Source organism: Hungatella hathewayi WAL-18680 (assembly GCF_000235505.1).
Lineage (GTDB): Bacteria > Bacillota > Clostridia > Lachnospirales > Lachnospiraceae > Hungatella_A > Hungatella_A hathewayi_A.
Genome location: NZ_JH379029.1, coordinates 253,231 through 280,157 on the forward strand (window position 1 = coordinate 253,231; position 26,927 = coordinate 280,157).

The following is a 26,927-nucleotide window of genomic DNA, read 5'->3' on the forward strand; positions in this document are numbered from 1 at the left end:
GGTAATTTATAAATATCCAATGATATTTCAGTAGCATTTTATAACACCTTGGGTTATGATTAGATAATATATGAAACTAATCAAGGAACAGGTGATAGAAATGGTTAACAGCAAAGCAAAAGAATTATTCTCCGGCTGGGAGGAGGCCATGATATGGTCCTGTCTTCAGGGACATATGGGTACTTTAATTTTAGCTGATGAAGAAGAGCCAAAATCGGCCGGAATTATCCATGGAGATTTCTGTTTCTTTGCCGGACAGCCATGTGATGACATCCTGAAACCAATCCATGGTACTAAGCTCCTCGTCCCAAGAGATGACGCTTGGGCACAGCAGATAGAATACTTCTTCGGAAATGCAGTTGAAAAGATACAGCGTTACGCAATCAAAAAAGAAGGCGATGTGTTCGACAGAGACCGGCTGAACGCTTATGTATCCGCCCTGGACAGTCGTTATGAGCTCCGGATGATTGACAGCATGATATTTGAAATGGCTGGCAAAGAGGAATGGTCCGTGGATTTGTGTTCTCAGTTTGCAAATTATGCGGATTATCAAAGGCAGGCATTGGGCGTGGCAATTCTATATCAGGGCGAGCTGGTGGCGGGCGCTTCCCCTTATTCCGTGTATGATGGCGGAATCGAAATCGAAATTGACACCAAACCGGAATATAGACAACAGGGTCTGGCGACGGTGTGCGGCGCCAAACTGATACTGGAATGTCTGGAACGGAATCTCTATCCCAGCTGGGATGCCCATGACCTGCGTTCCGTTGCTCTAGCTGAAAAATTGGGGTATCATATGTCTCATCCCTACACTACTTATGTTTTAAATGAACAATAATCACCGAAATCAGGCGCCCGAACGGTTTTATCCATCCGGGCGCCTGGTTCTGTCTTTTATATGTATTCCGTTATCATTTCAACATTACCCCTACACATACCACAACTGCTCCTTCGTGGTGGAGACCGCGTCCACACCGGCGTCAAAGGCTGCCATGATGTCTTTTTTATCGGACAGCAGGCCGCCGGCTACCAGCGGGATGTCGGTGACCTGGCGGATTGTGTGGAGGACGCCGGGCATGACGCCGGGCATCAGTTCCATGAAATCCGGCCTGAAACTTTCCAGCTGTTTTTTCATGTTGTCCAGGGCCATGGAATCGATCAGGAAGGTGCGCTGGCCTCCTATGAGACCCAGTTCGATGGCGTGGCGGACCAGCATGGGTTTGGTGCTGATGATGCCGTCGGCACTGGTGTTCTCCCTGATAAAATCAATCACAACTTCCTTCGAACTGAATCCGGCTATCAAATCCACGTGGACGATGGCAAGTTTCCCATGGTCCTTAATTCTGTCCACGATTTTCTGAATGTTCAATATGGTGCCATACAGGATAAATACCACCGTACTGTCGGTTTCCATGGCGTGATTCAGTCCCTCTTCGTTCTTGACTGCGGTAATAATCGGTGATATTTCAAATAGTTCTCTGATGTTCAAGCGGCTCCCCCCATCGTGCGGTATCTATTCTAACTGGCTTTATCATACAACATTGGAATCTATTTGTCATCCTGATTCTTCTATTGGCGGCCGTTCACAGCAGTCGTTTCTCCCTGCTCCACCTGCTTCGTCGCCACGATTGCCACGCCAGTCCCGGCGCAGTTGTCGATGAGAATGTCGCCGATGTGAACCGGAGCGCTGACTCTGGCGCGGCGGATTTCCTTCATGACATCCATGATTTTCCCCTTCGGGATATCCTGGGCTGTCTTGACCGATACCATGGCAATCTCGCCGCCGTCCACGTGAATGCTGGAAGTCACCGTTCTGGACGGGTTCAAAATTTCCTTGACCGCATAATCCTCCCCCCGCTTGCAGGTATTTCCCTTGACGGAAATGTTCTGGCCATCAACGCTGGCCGTCAGCGGGCAGCCTAAGGGGCAGCCGATGCAGATTAATTCTCTTGTCTCCATGTCATTCCACCTCCGTCCTGATCACAATCTTCTCTAAATCCGGGTAGTCCGCAAAGCTCTCTTTTTTCAGAATAATCTGCTCCATCTCGCCGGGAGCCAGAACCTTCTTTTTCTTCTTTGATATCACAGTTCCGTCATACAGGACGGTGATATAGCGGTCCTTGTAGACATCCGCCACGCGGAACCGGACGGTCACTTTGTCGCTCATCCGCTCTACATCGATTGTCTGGGGAACGGTGTAGCGGACGCCGTTTTCCGCCTGGATGGGTACCGGGTGACCGGAACTGCTGGTGACGGCGTTATGGGCGGTAGCAGCGCTAGGAGTTCCGTTACCTGAGAGGCCGTCATTGGCAGCATCATCACCGGCGGCAGACCGGGTTACATAGGCAGCCGCATTGGCGCCGGCCAGGGCTGCTTCCTCCGATACGTAATCCACCAAATCATGAACATGAAGCACGTTGCCGCAGGCGTAAATGCCTTCCGCCCCAGTCTCCAGCCTGTCATTGACATTGGGACCGGAGGTGACCGGGTTCATGGAGGCGCCGGTAGCTTTTGTCAGTTCATTTTCCGGAATCAGGCCGACGGACAGCAGCAGCGTGTCACAGCTGTAATGCTCCTCCGTCCCCGGAATCGGCTTCCGGTTTTCATCCACCTTCGCAAGCGTAATGCCTGTAACCCGTTCCTTTCCCTGAATATCTATCACGGTATGACTCAGCTTCAGCGGAATTCCGTAATCGTCCAGACACTGCACAATATTCCGCTTCAAACCGCCGGAGTAAGGCATCAGTTCCGCAACCACCTTGACTTTGGCGCCTTCCAGCGTCATCCTTCTGGCCATAATCAGTCCGATATCGCCGGAACCGAGAATCACCACTTCCTTCCCCACGCTGAATCCCTCGATATTCATCAGCCGCTGGGCGGTTCCCGCGGAGTAAATGCCGGCCGGCCGGTATCCCGGGATATTAAGCGCGCCTCTCGGACGCTCCCGGCATCCCATGGCCAGGATAACGGCCTTCGCCTTGATGGTCACAAGACCATCCTCCCGGTTGATGTATGTAATCTCCTTTTCCTGATTGATTTCAATCACAATGGTATTCAACTTGCAGGGAATTCCCGCCTCTTTTACCATGTCAATATAGCGGGCCGCATACTCCGGTCCGGTCAGCTCTTCCTTAAACGTGTGAAGTCCAAACCCGTTATGAATACACTGGTTTAAGATTCCGCCCAGCACGCCGTCGCGCTCCAGAATCAGAATATCCTCCACACCTGCTTTTCTGGCAGACACGGCTGCCGCCAGCCCGGCGGGGCCTCCGCCTATAATTACAATATCATGATGTGTCATCGCTTTTCCCCTCCGTTTATTCCTGTCAGCATCTGGGAACCAGGTGCATTTTTACAAATGTCCTCCATACTGATGTGAAGCTCTCTGGCCAGAATCTCCATAGTCCTCGGCGTGCAGAAGCCTGCCTGGCACCGTCCCATGCCCTGGCGCACCCGGCGCTTAATCCCGTCCAGAGATGTTGCTCCCAGGGGACGACGGATGGCGTCTATGATTTCGCCCTCGCTGACATTTTCACAGCGGCATATGATGGTTCCGTAGTCCGGGCGCTCCTTGATGAGTCTGGCCCGCTCTTCTTTCTCCATGGAATCCAGATGGGGGATTCCTTTGCGGCACGCTATAAACTGCTCTTTTTTCCCGGCGGCCGCCGCATCCGCAATCAGCTCAGCCAGATAGACTCCGATGGCCGGGGCGCAGGAGAGTCCCGGAGATTCGATTCCGGCTGCGTCGTAAAAGCCTTCCGCTCCCTCCGCCTCGCCAATCACAAAGTCGTCTCCGTCCTCATGTGCCCTTAAACCGGCAAAGGAGGTGATGACCTGGCGGTAGGGAATGTTTTTCACACTCCAGGCAGATTTGCTGATGACTTCCGCCAGTCCCTCCGCGGTTGTCGCCACATTTTCCCTGTCCTCTATATCTGTGGCGGTGGGGCCGATTAACAGGTTCCCGTGCACGGTCGGGGTCACTAACACACCTTTTCCGTAAATGCCGGGAAGCTGGAATATGGTGGAAGTGACATGGCCGCCGGCCTCTTTGTCCAGCAGACAGTAATCACCTTTTCTCGGCGTGATGTGGATGGGGCGGCTGCTGACCATGTTGTGGAAGGTGTCAGCGTAGACGCCGGCGGCATTTACCACATAATGAGCAGTTATTGCTTTCGTTGTCCCTTCATGCCTGATTGTCAAACCATATCCGCCAGACTCCATTTTCTCAATACGCTCCACTTCCGTGAGCAGGCGGAATTCCACTCCGTTCTCATATGCATTTTCCGCCAGAGCGATGGTCAGACCGAAGGGGCAGACAATTCCGCCGCTGGGGGCATAGATAGCCGCTGTCACCTCATCGGTCAGGTTCGGCTCCATACTCCTGGCTTCATCCCCGGTGATAAGCCGGATACCCGGAACTCCATTGGCCACGCCCCGCTCGTAAAGCTCTTTCAGCTTCGGCTCCTCCTCCCTGGCAAAGCACAGCACCAGCGAGCCATTTCTCTTAAATGAAAAATCCAAATCCTTCGACAACTGTTCCATCATGGCGTTTCCAGCCACATTGAACTCCGCCTTTCTCGTCCCCGGGATAGCATCATACCCGGCGTGAACGATGGCGCTGTTGGCCTTGGACGTCCCACTGCACACGTCCTCCCCCCGCTCCATCACACATACCCGAAGCTCATATCTGGACAATTCTCTCGCCACCGCACAGCCCGTCACTCCGCCGCCGATGACAGCCACATCATACTCCCACTGACTCATATCCCATTCCCTTTCTCCGGTTATCGACCGATTGCAATACCTACACACAAAAAAGAGCAAGGAAAACACACAGGGGACGTCCCCGTATGGTTCACCTTACTCTCTCATCTCATAGGCTGAATATTCTATTCGTATTCTTAAACCCATGCTATCACATTCAGTGGCCGGTTGTCAAGAGTACTTTCACACTAAATCACCTTCCTGATTTCGCCTCGCTCTCAGGAAAGATAATCTTATAAATCGGAAAGTAAATCACCATCTGCACTCCGCCGTTGATAACCGTAATCAATATATTATAGACGGCCGGAGAAAAATACTGCTTGCAAAATGGCACATACAGCCCCATCAGGAAACTGCAGGCCACCGTAATCAGCACAAACGCCACCGCGTACCACGCCATCTGATAATACACATTTCCCCTGGAGCGGAACGTGATATTCCTCTGCATGGGAAAATTGATGCACTGTGCCAGAAACAGGGTAATCGCAAAGGCGGCAAAATACCCCATACCGCCTGTCGCATCCCCGGTAACGGGGTAGTTAAACACATATGTGTCCACCGGTCCCAGCGCCAGATGAATCAGCTGGCAGGGGATATCGCACCAGTCCGTAAACCGGTAGAAAACACCCGGCAGGAACGTCAGCACCAGGTACTGGAACACCGTCACCAGCATGGAAAAGGCGTAGAATTTTATGAATTGTGCAATTAGTTTATGTTTCGGTGCAAATTTAAGCCACCAGTCTTTGATTCCCTGCATGTCAAACTCCATTTCTATGTAAATATCCTGTAATTTCGCTGTTCAATTCTATCTTGCTGACCTATTACCCTTTTCTTTCTATTACTCTGCTCCACTGCTCTTCCTGTCCTGCTATCAGGCGATGCCGCCTGCTTTACTCATCTATGACAGGAATCACAATCTCCGTCCGGCAGTTTTCCGTCTCCCCAACTGCCCGCAGCCGGATACTCTGGCCGGAACCGGCCCGCACAATCGCCAGCGCTTCCCCATAATAAGGTTCGGTCTCATCGGTGAGATATCCTCTCTCATTGTAGGGACAGGCATTGCCCAAAGCCAGCAGTTCGCCGCCATCTGTCTCCACCTTTATCATTCCTCTTGCCATCGGCTTGGTTATCCCCTGGCTGTCCGCGTAGCGAAGACGGACGTAACAAAGATGTCCGGCACGAACCGATGTCTCCTCCGGCTCCGCCAGAAGTACGGTCTCCTCCTCCGCTGTCTTCAGAGATGTTCTCCCAATCTCCTGCCCGTCAGCGTCAAAAGCCGCCGCCTCAATCACGCCATTCTCATAAGCACAGGAAAACTTCGCGATGCAGTCGTCCTTCATCCGCTTTCTTCCCACTTCCCTGCCGTTGACATAGAGTACCACATAATCAGCTCTGGCATAGACTTCCACATGGGCCGTCCTGCCCTCACATCCACGCCAGCTCCAGCTGGAGACTGCATTGGACATCTTCCAGGCTGAGGGGCTGTGCCGCTCTCCCGTGTGATTCACCGGACATACGCCGATAAACGGCCCCCTCTCTTTCTCCAGAGCCACCTGGGTATACAGCGCCTCGCACAACGGTTTTCCCGTCAAATCAATCCGGCCGGAGCCCGCCGACACCCAGCCGCAGCCGCCGTCAAACCGTTTGGCGTACTCCTCATACTCCCAGGAACCTATCATCACCTCTCCCAGATAGTCCATCCCGGCCCAGACAAAATCACCCAAAATCCTGGGATTCTGTTTCGCCAGTTCCCGGAACCGGTAAGCGTCATTGCAGAATGTCTCCGTGCCCAGAATCAACCGGTCCGGATATTTTTTCAAATCATGGCGATAGCGGTAAATGCCGTAGTTATATCCGGCAATATCCATATTGGCGAACGCCTCTCTCGTCTTCACATCACAGCCATGAAGAGTCGCCCCCCGCTTCATAAACTCATCTCCAAGCAGTCCCGCCAGATTGTTGAAAAACTGGCTGCCAACCGCCTTCTTTTTGCTGGTCTTTCCCGCCTTCGCCGCTTTCTCCGCCCTGTCAGCTTCCTTCTTCGCCTTCTTATCGCTGTACACGCCAAATCCAATCGAGCTTAAAAAGTTAAAAAAGATATTGATGCCACAGGTCACCGGCCTGCTGTCGTCAAGCCCGTGAAGATAATCCGTCATCTCCCTCATCAGGGAAATGCCTCTGGCCTGGGCGGTCTCACTGACTTCATTTCCCGTGGAATACAGTACCACGCACGGATGATTGTAATCCTTTTCCACCATATCCGCCAAATCCCGGCGCCACCACTCTTCAAAATAGGGCACATAATCATATTCCGTCTTGTGGATATACCAGTGGTCAATATACTCATCCATCACCAGCATTCCCTGTCTGTCGCAGGCGTCCAGCAGTGCCTTGGAACAGGGATTGTGAGCGCTTCGAAGGGCATTGTACCCGGTCTCCCTAAGCAGCCGCACCTTCCGCTCCACCGCGTCCACATCACAGACTGCGCCTAACAGCCCGTTGTCATGGTGGATGCACGCTCCCTGAAGAATCACACGCTCCCCGTTGATGCAGAAGCCCTTATCTCCCCAGCTCAAACTGCGGATGCCAAAGCTCTCCCGGCACTCATCCCCGCCAAATGTCACATGGCAGGTGTAAAGATAAGGCGTATCCACGCTCCACAGCTTCGCGTCCGGCACCTCAAGAACCATGGTCACAGTCCCGTCACTCTCCGCCGTTTCCGCGGCCGCAGCCTTCCCGCCATCACAAATCTCCACCTTCACCGCCCCCGGCCCGCTGGTCTTCACCGTCACCTCAACCTTCGCCGGGGAAATGGACAGCGTCCGCACACGGACTCCATTTAACAGAATATGCGCCGCATCGCCCACCCACAGCGTAGCCGGGCGGTAAATCCCTGCTCCCGAATACCATCTGCTGTTTGGCTGGTCCGCATTTCTGGCAATAACGCGAATCCGGTTCTTCACTCCAAATTCCAGACAGGCCGTCAAATCCGTATAAAAGTTCGTATAACCGTACGGCCGGAACATCACCTTCTGCTCCCCCACCCACACTTCCGCGTTGTGGTAAACGCCCTCCAGTTCCAGTATCATCTTCTTCCCCGCCAGAGAGTCATCGGGGACAAACTCTTTTTCATACAGGTAGTCATATCCCTCATACCACCCGGTATTGGTCCCCCCGGCCGCAGTTTCCGTGCGCCTCTCACCGCGCATGGCGTCATGAGGCAGGGTAACTGGCTCTCCCGGCCCATCCTCTGTCAGACGTTTCCAAGTCCAGCCAGTATTAAACGGAATCCCTCTCATAGATAAACTCTCGCCTCACTTTCTATCCTATCATTACTCCAATACGGAAAAGCCCCACCCGGGTCTGACCCGGGCGGGATAACATTTCCCATTTATTCCTGCACTGTCTTTTTCGAAAATGCTTTCACTATCACCGCAATATCCGCCAGCAGATAAAGCACCGCCCCTGCGACAGAAATATGTAACGTCGTGGCCTCCGAAGCCGGATAATTCACCGGGATAAAGTACACGTCCGCCGCCAGCTGCACCCTGGCCAGCACAAAGTAGTAAAAGCTTACCAGCAGCAGCACCGACGCTGCCATCACCAGAATATCTCCCATCACCGCAGTCATTTTACTTCCCATACCGGCCGATACCACCAGCATCACAACCGCTGCCACCGTACAGACAATCGGCCACGGATTCACCGCAGACGACGCCAGATAACCGGTCATGGATGTCACCAAATAAATCACCATCCCCGCCGCAGCCATCAACACCGCCGCAACGGTCACACCATTCTTTTTTATCCATCCTGCTTCCATCTATTTGCTCCTCTCTGCAGTTTTCCTGCGTCTGCTGATTGCATAAAAGATAACGCTCAATGCAGCCAACACGGCAAATACGCCAATACAGCCCATATAAAGTGTTCTCCACCATGTCATCACATCCACCGTATGAGTGGTTGCGTTAATGCCATTCATGGCCGCACTGTTGGCCAGCGCATACAGCGCGTAGTGGGTGTTCTCCCGAATCGCCAGAGCCATATCACGGTCACCGCTCAGCGCCGCTCCGTTCCAGTAACCAATCTCCTCCGAGACGCCAAATCCACAGAATGCCGTAGTTCCCGCCAGAATCGACTCCTTCGGCGCCGCTTTTAAGGACACACCGGTAAAGTCCGTCACATTGTAGCCGTTAAAATCCCATTCCTCCCGCATAATCTGCACCTGCACACCACGGTTTGCACTTGGCGCCACGGCGCCGATACGGTTGTAGGAACTCATCACGCCGAGAGCTCCCTGGATATAGGTTTCCGCTCTGTCATCATTTTCCCGGAAGGAAGCAGGTTTTCCGTTGGCCTCAAATGCCTGCTGCAGACCGCGAAGTTCCAGTTCCCGGGCCTTCTGCTCGCTCATAAACACGGCGATACCGGAGCGGTTAATCTCCTGGTCGTTAAATGCCGCATGCTTGATGTTGACCAGCGTCCCCTTGGACTGCGCTCCCTGCACCACGGCGCTGCCAATGTAACCGGTCAGAATCGGGTCTTCCGAATAATATTCCGCCCCACGGCTGTTGTAGGCGTGACGGTGGATATTCATCCCCGGCCCAATCATAATCGGCAGATTCAGCACCAGCGTGCTCTCCCCCAGTACAATCTCCCCGTTTTCATACGCCAGCTCCTTGTTCCAGCTGTAAGCAATGTTCTGAGGTGTGGGACCCACACGTGTCCCGTAATCATACTCCGCCGCATCCTCATACGCCGTTCCCTGATAAGACCCCTCTGTCAGATAATGGGAATCGGAGCCATTCGGTCCATCGTCCGCCGCATACTGCAGCAGCCCCACGGACTCAATCGGGGCGATGTTGTGAAACGCATTGGCCGCAAAATTCAGGAATTCGTCAATCGTCACCTTATTGAGCAGCTCTTCCCAGCGCGGGTCATCAAAATCGGCCCCCTTCAAATCATTGATAGTCAAATCACTGGAAGTATCTCCAAATATAATATCCGAGGTATCTTCCCCCGTCTTTAACTCGATAAAATCATTGCCAAGCAGCCTGGACAATGCCTCATTGGCCGCCAGCCCCGAATAGGTCTTCGGGAATGTGCCGTCCCAGTCGCTTCTGGAAAGATAAGTCACCGTATCCGGCATAAAGGAATTGATATCCGTGGCATAATCCCCGTCCGAAAGGGCATTGGTAATCTCCACTCCCGCTTTACTTGTGGCAAATGTCACCGTATCCACGTCGCCATCCCAGGTCCACTGCCAGCTCTTGCCCGCATCGCCTTCCTCGGTCATTCCGTCCTCGGTTGTCTTCCCCTGGGCCGCCAGAATATTGTTCAGCGCGTCATGGGAATCCTCACCGACAGCCAGATAGTAATCGCCCGGAGTCACCACATAGGTTCCCGCATGCTCCGAATCGTAGCTTGCCAGATTGGCCATATCAATCTCCATGGTAATCGTCTGGCTCTCACCCGGCTGTAACAGATTGGTCTTCTCAAAATCCAGCAGTTGCACCGCTGACTTTTCAATATGATACTGCTTATCATAGTCCGTATAAGGCGCCTGTGCATACACCTGCACCACCGCTTTACCGGCATAATCACCCGTATTCTCCGTAGTCACGCTGACAGCTGCCGTCTTCTTGTCTCCCGATATTTCCACGGAATCCAGGGTCTGCTCAAACGTGGTATAGGATAACCCGTAGCCAAAGGGATACACCACCTCATTGGTATAATCCCAGGTCCCGTCCGTCTCCGCCACGGTGCCGTCCGGATTGGCATAGGTACCGGCAGAAGCCTTTTCCCCGCCGTTGCCCAGAACAATGTCCGCGTAACGTGTCTCATAATAGCGGTAACCCGTATAGATTCCCTCCGCCTCAATCAGGTAGGAATTCACATTGGCGGCCTCGGAGAAGCTGCCTGCATTTTCCCACGGGATGTTGCCATAGTTCTGCATGGCCGGCGCCAGGGCGCTGTTCTTAGCAAAGGTATCCCCCAGATGGGCTGATGGGGAAACCGTGCCGTTTAACACATCCGCCACGCCGTAGAAACCGTATGCTCCGGGATAGCCAATCCACAGAATCGCGTCGATATCCGGGTCCTCCTCCAGATTGGCGATTTCCATCTGGTTTGTGGCATTGATTAACACGATGACCTTGTCAAAATTGGCCTTCGCCTCCTCAATCACCGCCATCTCCTCGTCGCTGAGACTTAAAATATTGCCGGTAACCGTCTCCACGCCGTCGGCCCGTCCCGCCTCGCCGGGATAATAGCCGTCGCCATTTTCCCCGCCGATACGGCCTACCACCACGATAGCCGCATCGTTGTAGGACGCATAATCTTTGTTATAGTCCGGATTCAGAGCAGCCAGCTCCTCAAATGTCAATTCATGAGGATTGTCATAGGCGCTGATTTCCGCATAGCTAGGTAAAATTCCGCCGCCAAACTGTGGCACTGTCCACTGCTTATCCTTGAAAAAGTTCTGATACGTCTCCAGCATGGATGGATTAATCTCAAATCCTCTCTCGCTGAACGCATCAAAGATTTCTACCGTCGATTTTCCGTCCGGAACACTGCCGCCGTTATTTCCATACACCGGCGCATAGCTTCTGACCCCCAGCATGGTAATCTTCGCCGTACTGGACAGCGGCAGCGCGCCGTTCTCATTTTTCAACAATGCATAGGTCTCCTGTGATGCGCGGACGGCCAGCTCTTTGAATCCCTCGTATGCTTCCTCCGCCGTCTGAAACTTGGACTGATACGTCCATACATCCTCCCCGTCCTCCGATGACTCGGTCACCGTCTGCTGGCTCCGTGTCCCAAAGAACGCGTCAACCGATGTCCGGTAGGTCTCCAGTATGTTTGCCGCCAACATGGAAAATGTTAAAAACAGCGCACACACCAGAGAAAGCCCACGCCAAATGTTAGTTTTTCTGAACATGATATTCCTCCTCCATAAACCTTCCTTTACCCAGCCACACTAAAACAGCGATAAGTAGAAAAAGCAGAAAAAACGACGCCCTGACAGCGCCGTTATCCCTCCGCATTTCTATCATAACTGTTCTCACGTGACCAACGCTTTGTGATGCCACCATAACAGTTTTTCTTTTTTTCCACAAGACTGCCTTCCTGAACTGTAATTTTATCTGCGCAAAATGCACATCACTCCGCCATAGGAAGCAGAATATTCAGGGTGAATATCCCCTGCTCCGCCTTCACCGACAGATAGCCATGATACTTTTCCGTTATCATCCGGATGCTCTTCATACCAAAGCCGTGATACCGTTTATCCTGCTTGGTCGTCTGGGGAAGCCCGTTGGTAAATGTCAGTTCCCCTTCATAAAAATTCTCAAAGTGTATCATCAGCATCCCCTTTTCCATCCGGACCTTGACGCTGATACACCGCTTCTCCGGGTTGGCAATCCTGTCCACCGCCTCGATGGCATTGTCAACCGCATTTCCAAACAGGGAATAGATATCCGACTGCTTCATAAAGTCGAGATTTCGCCCCTCCGCCATACAGTCAAACCGAATGTTTTTGCTCTCGCACACCATCAGTTTTTCCACCATCAGCACGTCCAGCGCCTCATTTCCCGTCTTGAACGTCATGTCATAGATGTTGATGGCCCGCTTTAACTCCGATATCTCTTCCTGGGGGACATGACTTCCCAGCATGGCAATCTGGTTTTTAATATCATGACATTTGATGTTAATCAGCTCCATGGTTTCCCTGGATATCTTCATCTGCTGCTTCTGCTGATAGAGCACATGCTTCAATATCTCATTATTCTGCTGCTCACTTTCCTTCCTGGCAATCTCGCACTGGAGGGTCAGCAGGAACAGACAGCACACCATGTCAAACATGCTGTATATAGTGTAAACCGCAAAACCGCTTCCCGCGCTGTACTCATTAAACAGATTCTGGAAAATGTTGGTGCACAGCTGCATCCCCGTCAAAAGAAACAGAATCGTGGGGGACCCGGTCAGATGGTCCGTGCCTTTTTTCTTAAGCTCCCTGCCAAACATCCGGTAGCACAGAAACAAAAACGCAATGGACAGCACCGGATAGGTAAACACCGTCACCTCCTCCGGCAGATTCAGAATCACCGTGCCCAAAACCGACAGCATCCTGGCCGTCTGGAAAGAAAAATGCTGGGCCGCCCCCGCCGCCGTCACATAAAAAATAGCATGGTTGACAGAAACCGCAAAACAGGCCTTCACCCCCACGATGCAGAGAACAAAAAACAGAATGCTCCGGATACTTTTCATCCACGCATTATCAAAAGGCATCAGCACCCACAGCATGGAGACGGCCAGCAGTACCGCCGCCGTCCCGGCCGCGCGCAGCAGAAAGCGGGGCCTTCTGTCCATCCACCAGCAGAAGAACCCCACCGCAATCAGAATCTCAAACACATAACCGTTTGTAATAAAAAAATTGTATAAGATACTCATAGTACATACTCATTCCCAAGGGTTTCCGCCAGCTCGTTCATAAAGGTCTTCTTGCGCGGCCGGCTGATCTGCAGTTCCTCCCCGCCGGTCATCACCAGGGTATAGCCCTGGACCGCCGCGATATGCTTCTGGTTGACCAGATAACATTTGTTGCACCGCAGAAATCCTTTGCCCTTCAGCTTCTCCTCCGTCTCCAGCAGCGTCCCGCTGCCCTGGATGGAATCTGTCTCCGTGTGGAAAATCAGGGTATGGCCCCTCACTTCGATATAGCGGATTTCCTGAAGCTTCAACCGCAGGAAACCGCTCTGGCGCACCACAAGAATCGCCTCCTGGTCCCCACTGCGCCGCAGAACCGCCCGGCGCAGCTTCAGCTCAAAATCCCCGTAATGAATGGGCTTGACCAGGTAGTCCAGCGCGTCCACCTCATAGCCCTTCACCGCATACCTGGCCATGTTGGTGACGAATATCAGTATCACCTGTCTGTCCAGCGCCCGGAGACGCTTTGCCGCCTCCATCCCGTCTATGTATGGCAGCTCAATATCCATAAAAACCATATCATAAATACTTTTATAATTGTCAAGAAACGATACCGCGTCGCCAAACACGGTGATATCGAACGTCTCGTTATTCTCCGTGGCATACCGCGTCAAGAAACCGTGCAGCTTCTCCGCGGCGGCGCCGTTATCTTCCACAATCGCGATTTTAAACATGTTCCATGACCCCCTGACCATCACAGCCAACAGCAATCTGCTTTTCTAAACTGTCGCCATTGTACCATGACCGCCGTTTTCTGTCAAAAGTCACATGGAATCTTTCTTGGTTTCCCCGGTTTACACCTCATTTTCGTCTTCATTTTCCGCCCAGAACAGCGCGCATCTGACCGCCCGCTTCCAGCCCTTCACCAGCTCCGCCCTGCGCTCAGCGGTGATTTCCGAGTGGAACCGCTGGTCTATCTTCCAGTTTTTCCTGATGTCTTCCTTGTCCTTCCAGTATCCCACCGCAAGTCCCGCCAGATAGGCCACGCCCAGAGCCGTGGTCTCGATACACTGGGGCCGTATCACGGCCGTGTCCAGAATATCAGACTGGAACTGCATCAGGAAATTGTTGGCGGAGGCCCCGCCATCCACCTTCAGGGCGTGGAGTTTGATTCCGGAGTCCTTCTGCATGGCTTCCAGCAGATCATAGACCTGGTAAGCCAGCGACTCCACCGTGGCCCGGATGAAATGCTCCTTGCTGGCCCCTCTGGTCAGCCCCACAATCGTCCCTCTGGCGTACTGGTGCCAGTAAGGCGCTCCCAATCCTGCAAATGCCGGCACAATGTAGACGCCTGCCGTGTCATCCACCGAATTGCAGTACTCCTCCGACTGGGCCGCCGTCTTTATCATCCGCAGTTCATCTCTCAGCCACTGAATCGAAGCTCCCGCCACAAACACGCTGCCCTCCAGCGCATACTCCACCTGGCCGCCGCAGCTGGCCGCAATGGTGGTCAGCAGGCCGTTCTCCGATACCACCGCCTTCTCCCCGGTGTTCATTAACAGAAAGCATCCGGTTCCATATGTATTCTTCACCTCGCCTGCCTCAAAACAGCACTGTCCAAACAGCGCCGCCTGCTGGTCCCCGGCCACGCCGGCGATGGGAACCCGTCTTCCTATCACTTCCTCGGAAGTGTAACCGAACAGACAGCTGGACGGCTTCACCTCCGGCAGCATACAGGCCGGAATGTCAAAATAGTCCAGGATCTCCTTATCCCAGCACAGCTTGCGGATATCATACAGCATGGTTCTGGAGGCGTTGGTGTAGTCCGTCACATGCACGGCCCCTCTTGTCAGATTCCATATCAGCCAGGTGTCCACGGTTCCAAACAGCAGCTCTCCCCGCTTCGCCCGCTCTCTGGCCCCCTCCACATGGTCCAGTATCCAGGCAATCTTGCTTCCCGAGAAATAGGCATCCGGAATCAGACCGGTCCGCTCCTTCACCAGCTGCTCCATACCGTCCGCTTTTAATTTCTCAATCATGTCCGATGTTCTCCGGCACTGCCACACAATGGCATTGTAAATCGGAGCCCCCGTCTGCTTATCCCAGATGATGGTGGTCTCTCTCTGATTGGTAATGCCGATGGCCGCCACCTCGCTGATATGGGCGCCGATTCCCCCGATGGCTTCCACCATCACGCCCAGCTGGCTGGACCATATCTCCATGGGGTCATGCTCCACCCATCCCGGCTGCGGGTAAATCTGGGTAAACTCCCTCTGTGCCACACTGCAGATATCCCCCTCGTGGTCAAACAAAATACATCTGGAACTGGTCGTCCCCTGGTCCAACGCAATTACATACTTCTCCATTGTAAAAAACTCCCTTCTTTCCCCATTAGTAAACCAAAAGAGAGCAGGGCGATATACGGCCCATCCGCATCATCACCTTGCTCTCCACTCTCACAGGTTTTATGTTAAGAATATGTTATCATACCGCCGGGAATATTTCAAGCCACTTTTACGCCAATCCCTCCCGTATGGTTTTCCACGCCTGGATAATCGCCGTTGGAATCAGTGCAAATATCACGATACTGAGCAGCTGCCTCAGACTCAAATCCGACACCGCAAACAGAATCTGCAGCCTCGGCACAAACAGCACCGCCAGCAACAGCAGCACCCCCGCCTCAAACGCCATCACCGTGTAGAGATTGCTTCCCACCCCCAGCGCAATGATGGAATGCTCGCTCCGGCAGTTAAATCCGTGAAACAATCTGGCAAGCGTCAGCGTGGTGAATGCCATGGTGCTGGCCACCGCCGCCCCGCCGGTCCACAGCCCCGTCCGGTAAGCCATCATGGTGCAGGCGGCAATCAGTCCCCCCTGAAGGACCAGACTGGACAGAAAGCTCTTCGTCAGTATCCCCTCCTGCGGGTCCCTGGGCCCCTGCTCCAAAAGTCCCGCCTCCGGCTGCTCCATGCCAATCGCGATAGCCGGCAGGGAATCCGTCAACAGGTTGATAAACAGCAGATGAACCGGCGCAAAGGGAATCGGCAGCGCCAGCAGTGATGTATACAGTACACAGAGAATTCCGGCCATATTTCCTGATAGCAGAAACTTAATTGCATTCTTGATATTCCGATAAACGTTTCTGCCGTTGGCCACCGCCTTGATAATCGTGGCAAAATTGTCGTCCGCCAGAATCATGGAAGCCGCGTCCTTGGACACCTCCGTCCCGGTGATGCCCATGGCAATTCCGATGTCCGCCTTTTTGAGAGCCGGGGCGTCGTTCACTCCATCCCCGGTCATGGCCACAATCTTCCCTTTCTGCTGCCAAGCATCCACAATCCGAATCTTATTCTCCGGTGAAACCCTGGCATAGACGGAGATGGATTCCAGCTTTCCACCCAGCATCTCATCCGACATGCCATCCAGTTCCTGCCCCGTCACCGCCACATCCCCCGGCTCCATTATGCCAATCTTCTCCGCGATGGCCGACGCCGTGACCTTGTGGTCCCCCGTGATCATCACCGTCCGGATTCCGGCTCTCCTGGCGCTGGCCACCGCCGGCCGTGACTCCGGTCTCGCCGGGTCCATCATGGCCACCAGCCCCAGGAACGTAAAGCCGTTTTCCAGCTCCGGTTTCAGCGGCACCTGTTTTTCCAGCTCCTTGCAGACCACCATCAGAACCCGGAGCCCGTCTCTGGAAAATTCCAGATTCTGATTCTGAATTCTTCTCTTATCGGAAACTCCGATGGGCCTTCTCTTCTCCCCGTCCAGAATCCAGTCAGTTCTGTCCAACAGCGTGTCGATGGCCCCCTTGGAGAACATGACCGCCTTCCCATCCACCCGGTGCTCCGTGCTCATCATTTTCCTGTCCGAGTCAAAGGCCAGCTCCGAAATTCTTGGAAACTGCTCCCGCAGTCTTCCTTCCTTCATGCCGACGGCGTGGGCCATCTCCAGAAGCGCCAGTTCCGTCGGGTCCCCGATTCCCCGGCCGTCCTGCCAGGAGGAATCGTTGGCCAGCACCGCCCCGTATAGAAACCAGGCAAAGGGCTTCTGCTCCACCCGCAGCTTATCCGGCTCCCACACCCGGCCGCCCAGATACACCTTCTGCACCTCCATCCGGTTCTGGGTCAGCGTTCCCGTCTTATCGGAACATATCACCGACACGCAGCCCAGACTCTCCACCGCTTTCAGCTCCTTGATGATGGCGTGCTCCTTAGCCATCTTCTGGGTCCCCATGGCCTGAACGATGGTGACAATAGAACTGAGCGCCTCCGGTATGGCCGCCACTGCCAGGGCCACCGCGAACATCAGGGAGTCCAGCACCGGCATTTTCCGGTACAGGCTTAAGAAAAATACCACCGCACAGATAATCATAATCCCCGCCGCCAGCTTGCTGGAGAACCGGTCCAGACTGACCTGGAGCGGCGTCTTCTTCTCCTTGGTGGCGTTCATCAGCTGGGCAATCTTCCCGATTTCGGTGTTCATCCCCGTCTCCGTCACCACCACCATCCCCCGCCCTGCTGTCACCAGGGAGCCGGAGTAAACCATATTGATTCTGTCGCCCAGCGGGGCCTGCCTTTTGATGGGGGCCGTCTGCTTCTCCACATTGATGGATTCCCCCGTAAGGGAGCTTTCATTTACCTGGAGGGCATAGCTTTCCAGCACCCGCCCGTCCGCCACCACCAAATCCCCGGTCTCCAGAATCAAAATGTCCCCCGGCACCACGTCCACGGAGGACAGCTCCATTTTCCTTCCGTTTCTCATCACTCTGGTACAGGGGGACGACAGCGACTTCAGGCTCTCCAAAGACTTCTCCGCCTTCTGATGCTGCACCGTCCCCAAAATCGCATTTAAGATAATCACGGCAAAGATAACCACCGTGCTCTCCACGTTGTCCGTCAACATGGAAATCACCGCCGCGACGATCAGGATAATCACAAGTAAATCCTGAAACTGCTCCAGAAAGACCTGCAGGCTCCCTTTTCTCTTCGTCTCCTGCAGGGCATTTCCCCCATACTTCTGTTTTCGTTCCTTCACCTGACTGTCTGACAGGCCCCCCGGCGTCACCCCGAGCGCCTCCAGCACCTCTTTACCGGAATTCTGATACCATTCTTTCATGTTCGTTCGACGCTCCTTCCTCCTACCATGTTTATGTGGGGGGAAAGAGGTTTCATGCATGGATTTCACTCCCGGCCTTGAGTTCTTCCGGAAATTTCTGTATACTAAAAGAATTGAGAAAGAAGGAGCGAACTACCGTGGAAAAAATAACAAGTTTTACGATCAATCATCTGGAACTGCTTCCTGGCATTTACGTGTCACGGAAGGACAATGCAGGGGGCGCCACCATCACCACCTTTGATATCCGCATGACCCGCCCCAACTATGAACCGGTTATGAATACGGCGGAGGTGCACACCATGGAGCATCTGGGCGCCACATTTCTGCGCAACCACAAAGAATTTCAGGACCGGGTTCTCTACTTCGGGCCTATGGGATGCCGGACCGGGTTTTATCTGCTGCTGGCCGGCGATTGGACTTCCACTGACATTGTGCCGCTGGTGACGGAGATGTTTGAGTTTATCCGGGACTATGAAGGGGAAGTTCCAGGCGCCAGCGCCAGGGACTGCGGCAATTATCTGGACATGAACCTGCCCATGACAAAATTCCTGGCGGACCGTTTTCTGAAACAGGTGCTATATGGCATCACAGAGGAGCATCTGGTTTACCCGGAATAATAACGGGTGAAATCCATGCGCCTCTGTCTGGCGCATGCGCAAAAAAGCCGCTGTCCGGCGGGACTGTATTTCTCCTGCCAGACAACGGTTTTTTGTATTCTCACATTATCACTTCTTATTTTATTTTCCAATCAATACAAGAATCGTCCGCTCCGGGACCTCGTACTGCTTCTGGTCTTCCAATAACAGTTCTTCCCCCTCCGGGTAAATGCCGTTGACCGCCGCGTCATCCGTGTTCATGGCCAGATACCATTTTCTGGATTTTGGCAGGTTAGGCAGTGAGAATTCATGGGGCTCCCAGTGCATGTTGTAGACGACGAAGAAATAATCATCCTTCGTTCCATCCGCCCTTTTCCCGTATTCCCCACAATATAATATCCCCATCTGTCTGCGGAAATTCTCAAATTCCGGACACCAGGTGTTGACTCCGTGGTAAGACACATCCGGGCAGCCACATGCCTTGTAATCCATCACCCTGGGCTCTTGGTCCATATGAAATACCGGGTGTTTTTTCCGGAATCCGATGGCATAGCGGACAAACTCATAGATATCCCGGTTCGTCTTTAACTGGTTCCAATTGAGCCATGACATCTCATTGTCCTGGCAGTAGCTGTTGTTATTGCCGGACTTGGAGTTCCCAAACTCGTCGCCGGCCAGCAAAAGAGGCGTTCCCTGGCTCAGCATCACCATGAGAATTGCATTTCTTATCTGCTTGCGCCGCAGCTCCACCAGCTTTTTCTTTCTGGTCGGCCCTTCCACGCCGCAGTTCCAGCTGTAGTTATAGCTGTTGCCGTCCTGGTTGTTCTCGCCGTTGGCCTCGTTGTGTTTCATATCATAGGACACCATGTCCATCATGGTGAATCCGTTGGTATGGGCCATATAGTTGACGATTCCACAGCGGGCCGGATTCTGTCTTGTGCGGAAAATCAGCTGGTTCATCTGGTCCTCATCGCCCTTTAACAGGCGGCGCATGTCCACCAGAAATCCGTCGTTGTACTCCGCCAGATGGCGGTATTTTCCACCGTCAATGCCGTCCCAGCTTGTGGCAAACAATTTCGTCCGGCTTAAATACTCATCACGGCCAATCAGCTCCTCCGGCGCGTATCCCACCAGATGAATGCCATCCAGATGGTATTCCCGCACCCAGAACCGCACCACATCCAGCACGAAAGCCGGCTTCTCTTTGCCGTTAAAATACAGCTCTATCACCAGTTCCATACCGGCCTTATGAAGCTCTTTTACCAACTGCTTGAATTCCTGCACCGGGTGTTTCTCGCGGCCGGAACTGTAAGACGCCTTTGGGGCGAAATAATGGCCTCCAGTATAGCCCCAGTAATTGATCTTTCCCGTGGGCTCCATCGCCCCGTAAGGATTGCCGTCCACGCCGTCAGGCACCATCACTTCCTGAAACTCCATCACCGGCAGCAGTTCCACCGTGGTGACTCCCAGCTCCTTCATATAAGGGATCTTGTCGATGATGGCCTTGAACGTCCCCTTATCCGGCACCTTGGAGGACACGTGCTTCGTGAAACCTCTGGTATGAATCCGGTAAATGATGCTGTCCTCAAATGGCAGACACAGGGGCTTGTCCCCCTCCCAGTCAAAGGTGTCCTGGCAGACAGGGCTTCGAAGCGTCTCCCCCACATTGGCAAGCCGTCCCCACTGCTCCCATCCGTGAAAGGAGTGGGCGTAAATATCAGGTACCAGTTCCCCGTCTACCTCCAGGCAATATTCCAAATCTTCTCCTGCCGTCTGCATTTCCACCGTCAAATTCCACACATTTCCAATCTGCTGCTCTTTTGACATGGGAATCACACAGAAGGGCTCCTGTTCCTGTTTCCGAAACAGCGCCAGACTGCAAGACTCTCCCTCATTGGCCGCAGAAACGTGAATTTTATTCCCTATCACCGTCATGCCCATGGGATATATCAGATTATCTTCCGTCAATATTTTATAAGTTTCCATCGGTGACACCGTCCTTTTCCCGCGCTGCCGCTCTCCTTACTGATTGGCAATCTTCTCCGCCAGTTCATTGAGATACATCCAGCGCTCCATCTTCTCTTCCAGCGTCTCTTCCTTCGCCGCTTTCTCTTCCATCAGCTGATTCAGCTTCACAAAATCATGGGCGGACGCCTCGATAGCGGATTCCAGGTTAGCAATCTCCTCCTCCAGTCCGGCTATCTCATCCTCAATCACATCCCAGTCCTTCTGCTCCTGATAGGTAAACCTCAGTTTCCGCTCACCGCCTCTGGTCTCCGCGGACGACTTCTTCCCGCCGGCCCCATTGGCCCCGGAAGCGCCGGATATGCCGAAAGCCCCTGACACCGGGCCGGCAGTTTTCCTGCTGCTCCCCGCGTCCTCCTCCGGATGTCGCAGCGCGTATGCCGCCTGGTAATCCGTAAAGCCGCCCTCATACTGCTCCACCTTCCCGTCGCCCTCAAAAGCAAAAATCCTTCTCACGCAGCGGTCCAGAAAATACCGGTCATGGGAGACCGTAATCACAATCCCCTGGAAGCTGTCTAAGTAATCCTCCAGTATGGTCAGCGTCCGGATATCCAAATCGTTGGTCGGCTCGTCAAGCAGCAGCACATTGGGCGCATCCATCAGAATTCTCAGCAGATACAGCCGCCGCTTCTCCCCGCCGGACAGTCTGTCAATGGTCGTATACTGCACACTTCCCGGAAACAGAAACCGCTCCAGCATCTGGGACGCACTGACGCTTCCGTCCTTCGTCTGCACATACTCGGCCACATTTTTAATATAGTCAATCACCTTCAGACTCTCGTCCATGGCTTCATTTTCCTGGGAAAAATATCCCATCTTCACCGTCTGTCCTATCTCAATGCTGCCGGAATCCGGCTCCACCCATCCGGCAATCATCTTCATCAGCGTGGACTTCCCGCTGCCGTTGGGTCCGATGATTCCAATTCGGTCATTTTTCAAAAAGATGTACGTAAAATCCCGAAGCAGCACCTTGTCGCCGTAGGCCTTGCATAACTCCTTCACTTCCACCGTCGTCCTGCCAAGCCGGCTGGAAACGGACTCTAACTCCACTTCCTGGTCAAACTCCGGCGCTTTCTGGTCCCGCAGCGCTTCATACCGCTGGATATGGCCCTTCTGCTTTGTCGAGCGGGCTCTGGCGCCTCTCTGCATCCACTCCAGCTCCACCCGCAGGATCGACTGGCGTTTCCGCTCCGAAGCCAGCTCCATATCCATCCGCTCCGCCTTCAATTTCAGGTACGCCTCGTAACCGCCCTGGTAGCTGTAAAGTTTCCCCTTATCCAGCTCCACAATCCGGTTGGTCACACTGTCCAGAAAATATCGGTCATGGGTAATCATCAGCAGCGCCCCGCGGAATTTCTTCAGGTAATCCTCCAGCCACTCCGCCATATCGCTGTCCAGATGGTTGGTCGGCTCATCCAGCACCAGCAAATCCGTGTTGGACATCAGCGTGCTGACAAGAGCCACACGCTTGCGCTGGCCGCCTGACAGAGTCTCCACCTTCGCGTCAAAATCAAAGATGCCCACCTTCGTCAGCATGGTCTTCGCCTGGCTCTCCAAATCCCAGGGATGGTCGTGGCCCTCGTTGTCCCGGACAATACTCTCAATGATAGTGTCCCCATCATGAAACTTTGGATTCTGAGACAGATACCGGATATCCAGATTCCTGCTTCTCACCACAGTCCCCTCATCCGGCTCCTCCAGCCCAGCCACGATTTTCAACAGCGTGGACTTCCCGGTTCCGTTGATGCCGATCAGCCCAATCTTGTCCCCTTCTCCCATGCTGAAGCTGGTATCGTCAAACAACAGCCGCTCCGTATATGATTTTGTCAAATGTTCAATCGTCACTAAATTCATGATATCACCAGCTCCACCGGACAATGGTCAGAGCCCTGCACCTCCATATGAATGTCCGCACTCACCAGCCTGTCCTTCAGAGCCTCCGACACACAGAAGTAATCAATCCGCCACCCCGCGTTCTTGGCTCTCGCGCTGAACCGGTAAGACCACCAGGAGTAAACCTCCGTCTTATCCGGATAAAAATACCGGTACGTGTCGATAAATCCCGCCGCCAGCACATCCGAGAACTTTCCTCTCTCCTCATCCGAGAACCCGGCATTTTTCCGGTTAGTCTTGGGATTCTTCAAGTCAATCTCCTGATGGGCCACATTCAAATCCCCGCAGAATATCACCGGCTTCTTCTCCTCCAGCCCCTTTAAATAAGCCAGAAACGCGTCCTCCCACTCCATCCGGTAAGGCAGTCTCGCCAGCCCGTCCTTGGAGTTTGGCGTATAGCAGGTCACCACATAATACTCCGGGAACTCCGCCGTAATCACGCGCCCCTCCTTATCATGCTCCTCTATCCCAATTCCATAGGCCACCGAGACCGGCTCCTCCTTCGTAAACATCGCCGTCCCGGAATACCCCTTCTTCTCCGCATAATTCCAGTACTGATAATATCCCTCCAGCGGCAGGTCAATCTGTCCCGCCTGCAATTTACTCTCCTGGATACAGAATACATCCGCATCCACCTCATTAAAATATTCCAAAAACCCCTTACCCACACAGGCCCGGAGTCCATTGACATTCCAGGAAATCAATTTCGTCATCTCTTTTGTCTCCTTCCATCATACTGCCTTTATAGTATACCATTAATACCCGCCGCTTTCCACAGTTTTCTCTCCAGCCCCAATCCGGGAATCTCTGGTTATTTCAAACGGTATCTTATATTTTTACTGCCTCCCAGACGCTCGATTACCCCTTTATCCGTCAGCTGGCGCAGAAGTTTTACCGCCATCGGCTGAGACACGTGCAGTGCGCTCTCCACATCTTTTCTGATAATCAAATCGTTTTCCTCAAACAGGGCGACCACCTCCTGCTCTCTTTCTGTCAGAATTTCCCGTTCCAAAGGCTGAATGACCGGCTGCTCTGCCGGAATATTGATGTTTGGCAGTGTAATCTTAAATGCATTGTCCGAAATCTCTATTTTAGGTTTCACCTCATAATCCATATAGCATTCTCTGATTTTAGGCATTCCGGTTCCGTACGCTTCAATAAAATGCAGACGGTAAAAAATATCTCCCAGATACTGGTTGCGCAGTATGGATACCCCTAAATCAATATCCTCCTTTGATATCCCCTTCACCAGCCCGCCCAGCGTTACAATCTCAATCCTGTCATCAAAAATGCTAATCAGCGTACTCCCGCTGAAACCGTAATCCCGGTGGACAATCGCATTTAAAAGCGCCTCCCTCAATGCTTCCACCGGATAATCCCGTATGTCTACCCGTTTTAATCCATAAATCTCTGAGCGAACCCGGTTGTAACGGTCTATATAGTCAAAGGTTTCCTCCAACTGGCTAAACAAAGCCCCCGAAAATTCTCTTCTGTCCTTAAATGTCGTTTTGGATGTTCCTTCAAACACTGCTAATTTAATAGAATGCTTGCACTGGTCCGACAAAAGAAGCCCCAGATTGCTGTATAGTCCAGCCTCATTCAGCAAATGCAGGGTCCTCATCTGCGATACGCCAAACTCCAGGTGATTTTCCTCAAACACTTCTTTTGTCTTCTTAAATGTCAGGTCCTGGTTCAAAGAGCGGCATCTCTCATAGCGCTCCCCATCCGTTTCCTTAATCATTTTCAAAATGGCCTGCTCACTGGCCGGCACAGTGGATGCCCCCTGCCTGACAAAAACTCCTTCCGGTCTAATTCCCTTTCCCGCCAGATAATAGGGGCACGCTGTCCCCTTCTGCACCCGCACCACCACAAGATCCGCCGCGCCAATCCGTTCCACCTCACAGGAAACAAACATGGTCACATCCGGATGAATAGAATCCCTGACCGCATTCGTCACCTTCAGCATCGTTCCATCCAGGTCCTCAACGCCGACCGGCATCCCGTCATCTTCCATCCCAATATAAATATCCCCGCCATTCGTATTGGCGAATGCAATCACCGTCTTTTTGATATCATCCACATATTCCCGTTTAAACTCAATTACTTTATTTTCAAATAGCATACTCTGACTCCTTTCTACTATGATTCTATTATATTCAAATACCTTCTAATATATTCTAATACTTTCTGATAGTATTCTAATACCTTCTAATACTATTCTAATACTTACCATTCCTTAAATCAATCTAAAAAATAAAATTTCATCGAAAAAAGAGACCGAAAAACCAGCATTTACCAATGCCAATTTTTCGGTCTCTCTCCTTTTACTATCAACAATTCATTATCTCATAACCATCCACAAAACATACGCATAAGCCGACGCAATCGCGCAAAAACATGCTATCACCGGCAAAGTCCTTCGTATCAAAGCCCCCATCTGCGTCCCAAAATATTCCACCGCGATAAACAGGCAGATATGGGTTGGGGATACCTGCATGGCGGCGTAGGTCATGCACATCAGCAGTATCACGAACGGCAGACCGCCTGCCGGCACCGCGGCAACCGCCATCGGCATGCACAGGGCGATGATAGCCTGGGAGCCGCTGATTACTGTGCCCACAAAGAAAATCATGGCAAAAATAACCACCGGTGAAAAAGGCAGCTGGGAGAATACCACCGGGAGTTCTTCAATCACTCCCACATAAGCCAGCACATTCTTAAAAATCATGACCAGAATCGTGTTTCCGATAATCGCCGGCTCGAACGCACTTCGAAATACCGGCAGTATCTCCTTCACGGAAAACCGGTCCACCAGAAAATCCGCCGCAATTCCCACCGGGGCCGCCACATAAACCGGCATGTCAAACACCAGAATCAGGAGCACAATAAAAGCAATTGACCAGAGACTTCTTGCAAAACGCCCCCATGCCTCCCTCCTGGAGACACCGCTCTCACGCTTATCCTCAACCGGCAGCTTGCGAAGCATGAACAAATACCCCAGCCCAAACAGCGCCGCCACCATAGGCAGCATGAAAAACACAAACCCGGCGGTGCTGACGCCGCTCAGCGTAATCGCCAGAAGGATAGAAGCGTAGGTGGGCAGAAAACTCTCCGGTATATGCCTGAAAAAGCTGGTTGTGAACGTCATATCCTCATCGCTCATATAATCCCCGCAGGAATTCTTCACGATAGCTCCTGATATAAGCAGAGCCCCTGCCGACGGCAGCAGCCCAATCACAGCCGGCGCCATGGAAGCGTTCACCCTCCGGTTGTGGAAAATGTCGTCCAGCGCTTCCTCCGCCTGTCCAAGACGCCCACGCATTTCCAGCATCCGCTGCAAAAAGGTAATCAGATAGAAGCTCAGCGCCACGGAGATCGTCTCCGCCGCCACCGCCCCTCTCCCGATAATGCCCGCCGCATCCGGAACCGGTATCCGGTAACAGATAACGGCCGCCGCCAGTCCGCCGCTTATGGCGATAAACAGCGGCCGCCGCATCCAAATCAACAGCACAATCACTGCAAATACGATACACAGCTTTAACATGACGCCTTCCTCAAATACCCGGCCAGTTTGTCCACGTCAGGAGCGTCTCCCGCCGTAGTCCCATAATGGGCCCAGGTGATCGTTCCTTTCCCGTCCACCACAAACGCTGCGGGGAGCTGCAGCTCCTCCCCCTCATAGCGCCCATGCTTATAACCGGCTGCCGTTGCCTTGGCCAGCTTGACCACCGTCTTCGCTCCCGCCATCTTCATCTTACTCTCCGCCGGCAAAATCCCATACTCACGGTACAGTTCTCCCTCCGCATCGCAGGCGATGGTAAATGGCATCGCGTCCTCCGTCCCCAAATCCTGGGCCAGAAGCTCCGGGTCACTCTGTAACACCACCAGCAGTTTCCCGCCTGCCGCTTTTATCTCCTCATACCCAGCCGCATACTGCGCCATATCATACTGGCACAGCGTGCAGCCAAAATATCGGAGGAAAACAATCGCCGTCTTCTGCCCTGCCATAAACTCCTTCAAGGTCAGCTTCGGGCAAAACGGAGTCCGAAAGGAAAAGTCCGGCATGTTCTGTCCTTCATTTAACCGTCCCATAGAGTCTCCTTT

Annotated in this window: 20 protein-coding genes; 2 read left to right on the forward strand and 18 right to left on the reverse strand. The window is 53.0% G+C overall.

Annotated elements, in window-relative coordinates:
• Positions 1-100 precede the first annotated feature (100 nt).
• Entirely contained in the window at positions 101-838 is a 738-nt protein-coding gene (locus tag HMPREF9473_RS21975; protein ID WP_006782420.1) for a GNAT family N-acetyltransferase, read from the forward strand.
• 90 nt (positions 839-928) lie between these two features.
• Here the strand turns inward: HMPREF9473_RS21975 and HMPREF9473_RS21980 are convergent, their stop codons facing one another.
• From HMPREF9473_RS21980 to HMPREF9473_RS22040, 12 genes are all read right to left on the reverse strand, one after another.
• Entirely contained in the window at positions 929-1,489 is a 561-nt protein-coding gene (locus tag HMPREF9473_RS21980; protein WP_006782421.1) for a glycerol-3-phosphate responsive antiterminator, read from the reverse strand.
• Positions 1,490-1,569: 80 nt separating this feature from the next.
• The gene (locus tag HMPREF9473_RS21985) at positions 1,570-1,959 is read right to left on the reverse strand and encodes a DUF1667 domain-containing protein (protein WP_006782422.1); all 390 of its coding nucleotides are present in this window, start codon (positions 1,957-1,959) and stop codon (positions 1,570-1,572) included.
• Position 1,960: 1 nt separating this feature from the next.
• The gene (locus HMPREF9473_RS21990; RefSeq protein WP_006782423.1) at positions 1,961-3,301 is read right to left on the reverse strand and encodes an NAD(P)/FAD-dependent oxidoreductase; all 1,341 of its coding nucleotides are present in this window, start codon (positions 3,299-3,301) and stop codon (positions 1,961-1,963) included.
• Entirely contained in the window at positions 3,298-4,764 is a 1,467-nt protein-coding gene (locus HMPREF9473_RS21995; protein WP_006782424.1) for an NAD(P)/FAD-dependent oxidoreductase, read from the reverse strand. Before HMPREF9473_RS21995 ends, HMPREF9473_RS21990 begins: the two co-directional genes overlap by 4 nt.
• Positions 4,765-4,957: 193 nt before the next feature.
• Positions 4,958-5,521 carry a hypothetical protein gene (locus tag HMPREF9473_RS22000; protein ID WP_006782425.1) on the reverse strand — a complete coding sequence of 188 codons (564 nt, stop codon included), beginning with the start codon at positions 5,519-5,521 and terminating at the stop codon, positions 4,958-4,960.
• Between the two features lie 133 nt (positions 5,522-5,654).
• On the reverse strand, positions 5,655-8,063 hold the full coding sequence (locus HMPREF9473_RS22005; RefSeq protein WP_006782426.1) for a glycoside hydrolase family 2 TIM barrel-domain containing protein: 2,409 nt from the start codon (positions 8,061-8,063) through the stop codon (positions 5,655-5,657).
• Positions 8,064-8,155: 92 nt separating this feature from the next.
• Entirely contained in the window at positions 8,156-8,587 is a 432-nt protein-coding gene (locus HMPREF9473_RS22010) for a hypothetical protein (protein ID WP_006782427.1), read from the reverse strand.
• Entirely contained in the window at positions 8,588-11,704 is a 3,117-nt protein-coding gene (locus HMPREF9473_RS22015) for a glycoside hydrolase family 3 C-terminal domain-containing protein (RefSeq protein ID WP_006782428.1), read from the reverse strand.
• 221 nt (positions 11,705-11,925) lie between these two features.
• Positions 11,926-13,215, reverse strand: a complete 1,290-nt coding sequence (locus HMPREF9473_RS22025) for an ATP-binding protein (RefSeq protein WP_006782429.1) — start codon at positions 13,213-13,215, stop codon at positions 11,926-11,928.
• Complete coding sequence (locus tag HMPREF9473_RS22030; RefSeq protein WP_006782430.1) at positions 13,212-13,925, reverse strand: LytR/AlgR family response regulator transcription factor; 714 nt, start codon at positions 13,923-13,925, stop codon at positions 13,212-13,214. Before HMPREF9473_RS22030 ends, HMPREF9473_RS22025 begins: the two co-directional genes overlap by 4 nt.
• A gap of 120 nt (positions 13,926-14,045) precedes the next feature.
• The gene (glpK, locus tag HMPREF9473_RS22035; protein WP_006782431.1) at positions 14,046-15,557 is read right to left on the reverse strand and encodes a glycerol kinase GlpK; all 1,512 of its coding nucleotides are present in this window, start codon (positions 15,555-15,557) and stop codon (positions 14,046-14,048) included.
• Positions 15,558-15,705: 148 nt separating this feature from the next.
• Positions 15,706-18,309, reverse strand: a complete 2,604-nt coding sequence (locus HMPREF9473_RS22040) for a cation-translocating P-type ATPase (RefSeq protein WP_006782432.1) — start codon at positions 18,307-18,309, stop codon at positions 15,706-15,708.
• Between the two features lie 137 nt (positions 18,310-18,446).
• On the opposite strand from HMPREF9473_RS22040, the gene HMPREF9473_RS22045 reads away from it, so the two are divergent.
• Positions 18,447-18,926: an S-ribosylhomocysteine lyase gene (locus tag HMPREF9473_RS22045; RefSeq protein ID WP_006782433.1), complete on the forward strand. Its 480-nt coding sequence runs from the start codon at positions 18,447-18,449 to the stop codon at positions 18,924-18,926.
• Between the two features lie 120 nt (positions 18,927-19,046).
• Here HMPREF9473_RS22045 and HMPREF9473_RS22050 read toward each other — a convergent pair whose 3' ends face one another.
• The 6 genes from HMPREF9473_RS22050 to HMPREF9473_RS22075 all read right to left on the reverse strand — a co-directional run bounded on the left by HMPREF9473_RS22050 (position 19,047) and on the right by HMPREF9473_RS22075 (position 26,915).
• Positions 19,047-20,891, reverse strand: coding sequence for an alpha-amylase family glycosyl hydrolase (locus HMPREF9473_RS22050; protein WP_006782434.1), 1,845 nt, complete (start codon positions 20,889-20,891; stop codon positions 19,047-19,049).
• A gap of 36 nt (positions 20,892-20,927) precedes the next feature.
• On the reverse strand, positions 20,928-22,784 hold the full coding sequence (locus tag HMPREF9473_RS22055) for an ABC-F family ATP-binding cassette domain-containing protein (RefSeq protein WP_006782435.1): 1,857 nt from the start codon (positions 22,782-22,784) through the stop codon (positions 20,928-20,930).
• Positions 22,781-23,536 carry an exodeoxyribonuclease III gene (locus HMPREF9473_RS22060; RefSeq protein WP_006782436.1) on the reverse strand — a complete coding sequence of 252 codons (756 nt, stop codon included), beginning with the start codon at positions 23,534-23,536 and terminating at the stop codon, positions 22,781-22,783. Before HMPREF9473_RS22060 ends, HMPREF9473_RS22055 begins: the two co-directional genes overlap by 4 nt.
• 98 nt (positions 23,537-23,634) lie before the next feature.
• The gene (locus HMPREF9473_RS22065; protein ID WP_006782437.1) at positions 23,635-24,945 is read right to left on the reverse strand and encodes an RNA-binding domain-containing protein; all 1,311 of its coding nucleotides are present in this window, start codon (positions 24,943-24,945) and stop codon (positions 23,635-23,637) included.
• A gap of 219 nt (positions 24,946-25,164) precedes the next feature.
• Complete coding sequence (locus tag HMPREF9473_RS22070) at positions 25,165-26,367, reverse strand: DUF401 family protein (RefSeq protein WP_006782438.1); 1,203 nt, start codon at positions 26,365-26,367, stop codon at positions 25,165-25,167.
• Entirely contained in the window at positions 26,361-26,915 is a 555-nt protein-coding gene (locus HMPREF9473_RS22075; RefSeq protein WP_006782439.1) for a peroxiredoxin-like family protein, read from the reverse strand. The genes HMPREF9473_RS22070 and HMPREF9473_RS22075 overlap by 7 nt, the downstream gene beginning before the upstream one ends.
• Positions 26,916-26,927: the final 12 nt, after the last annotated feature.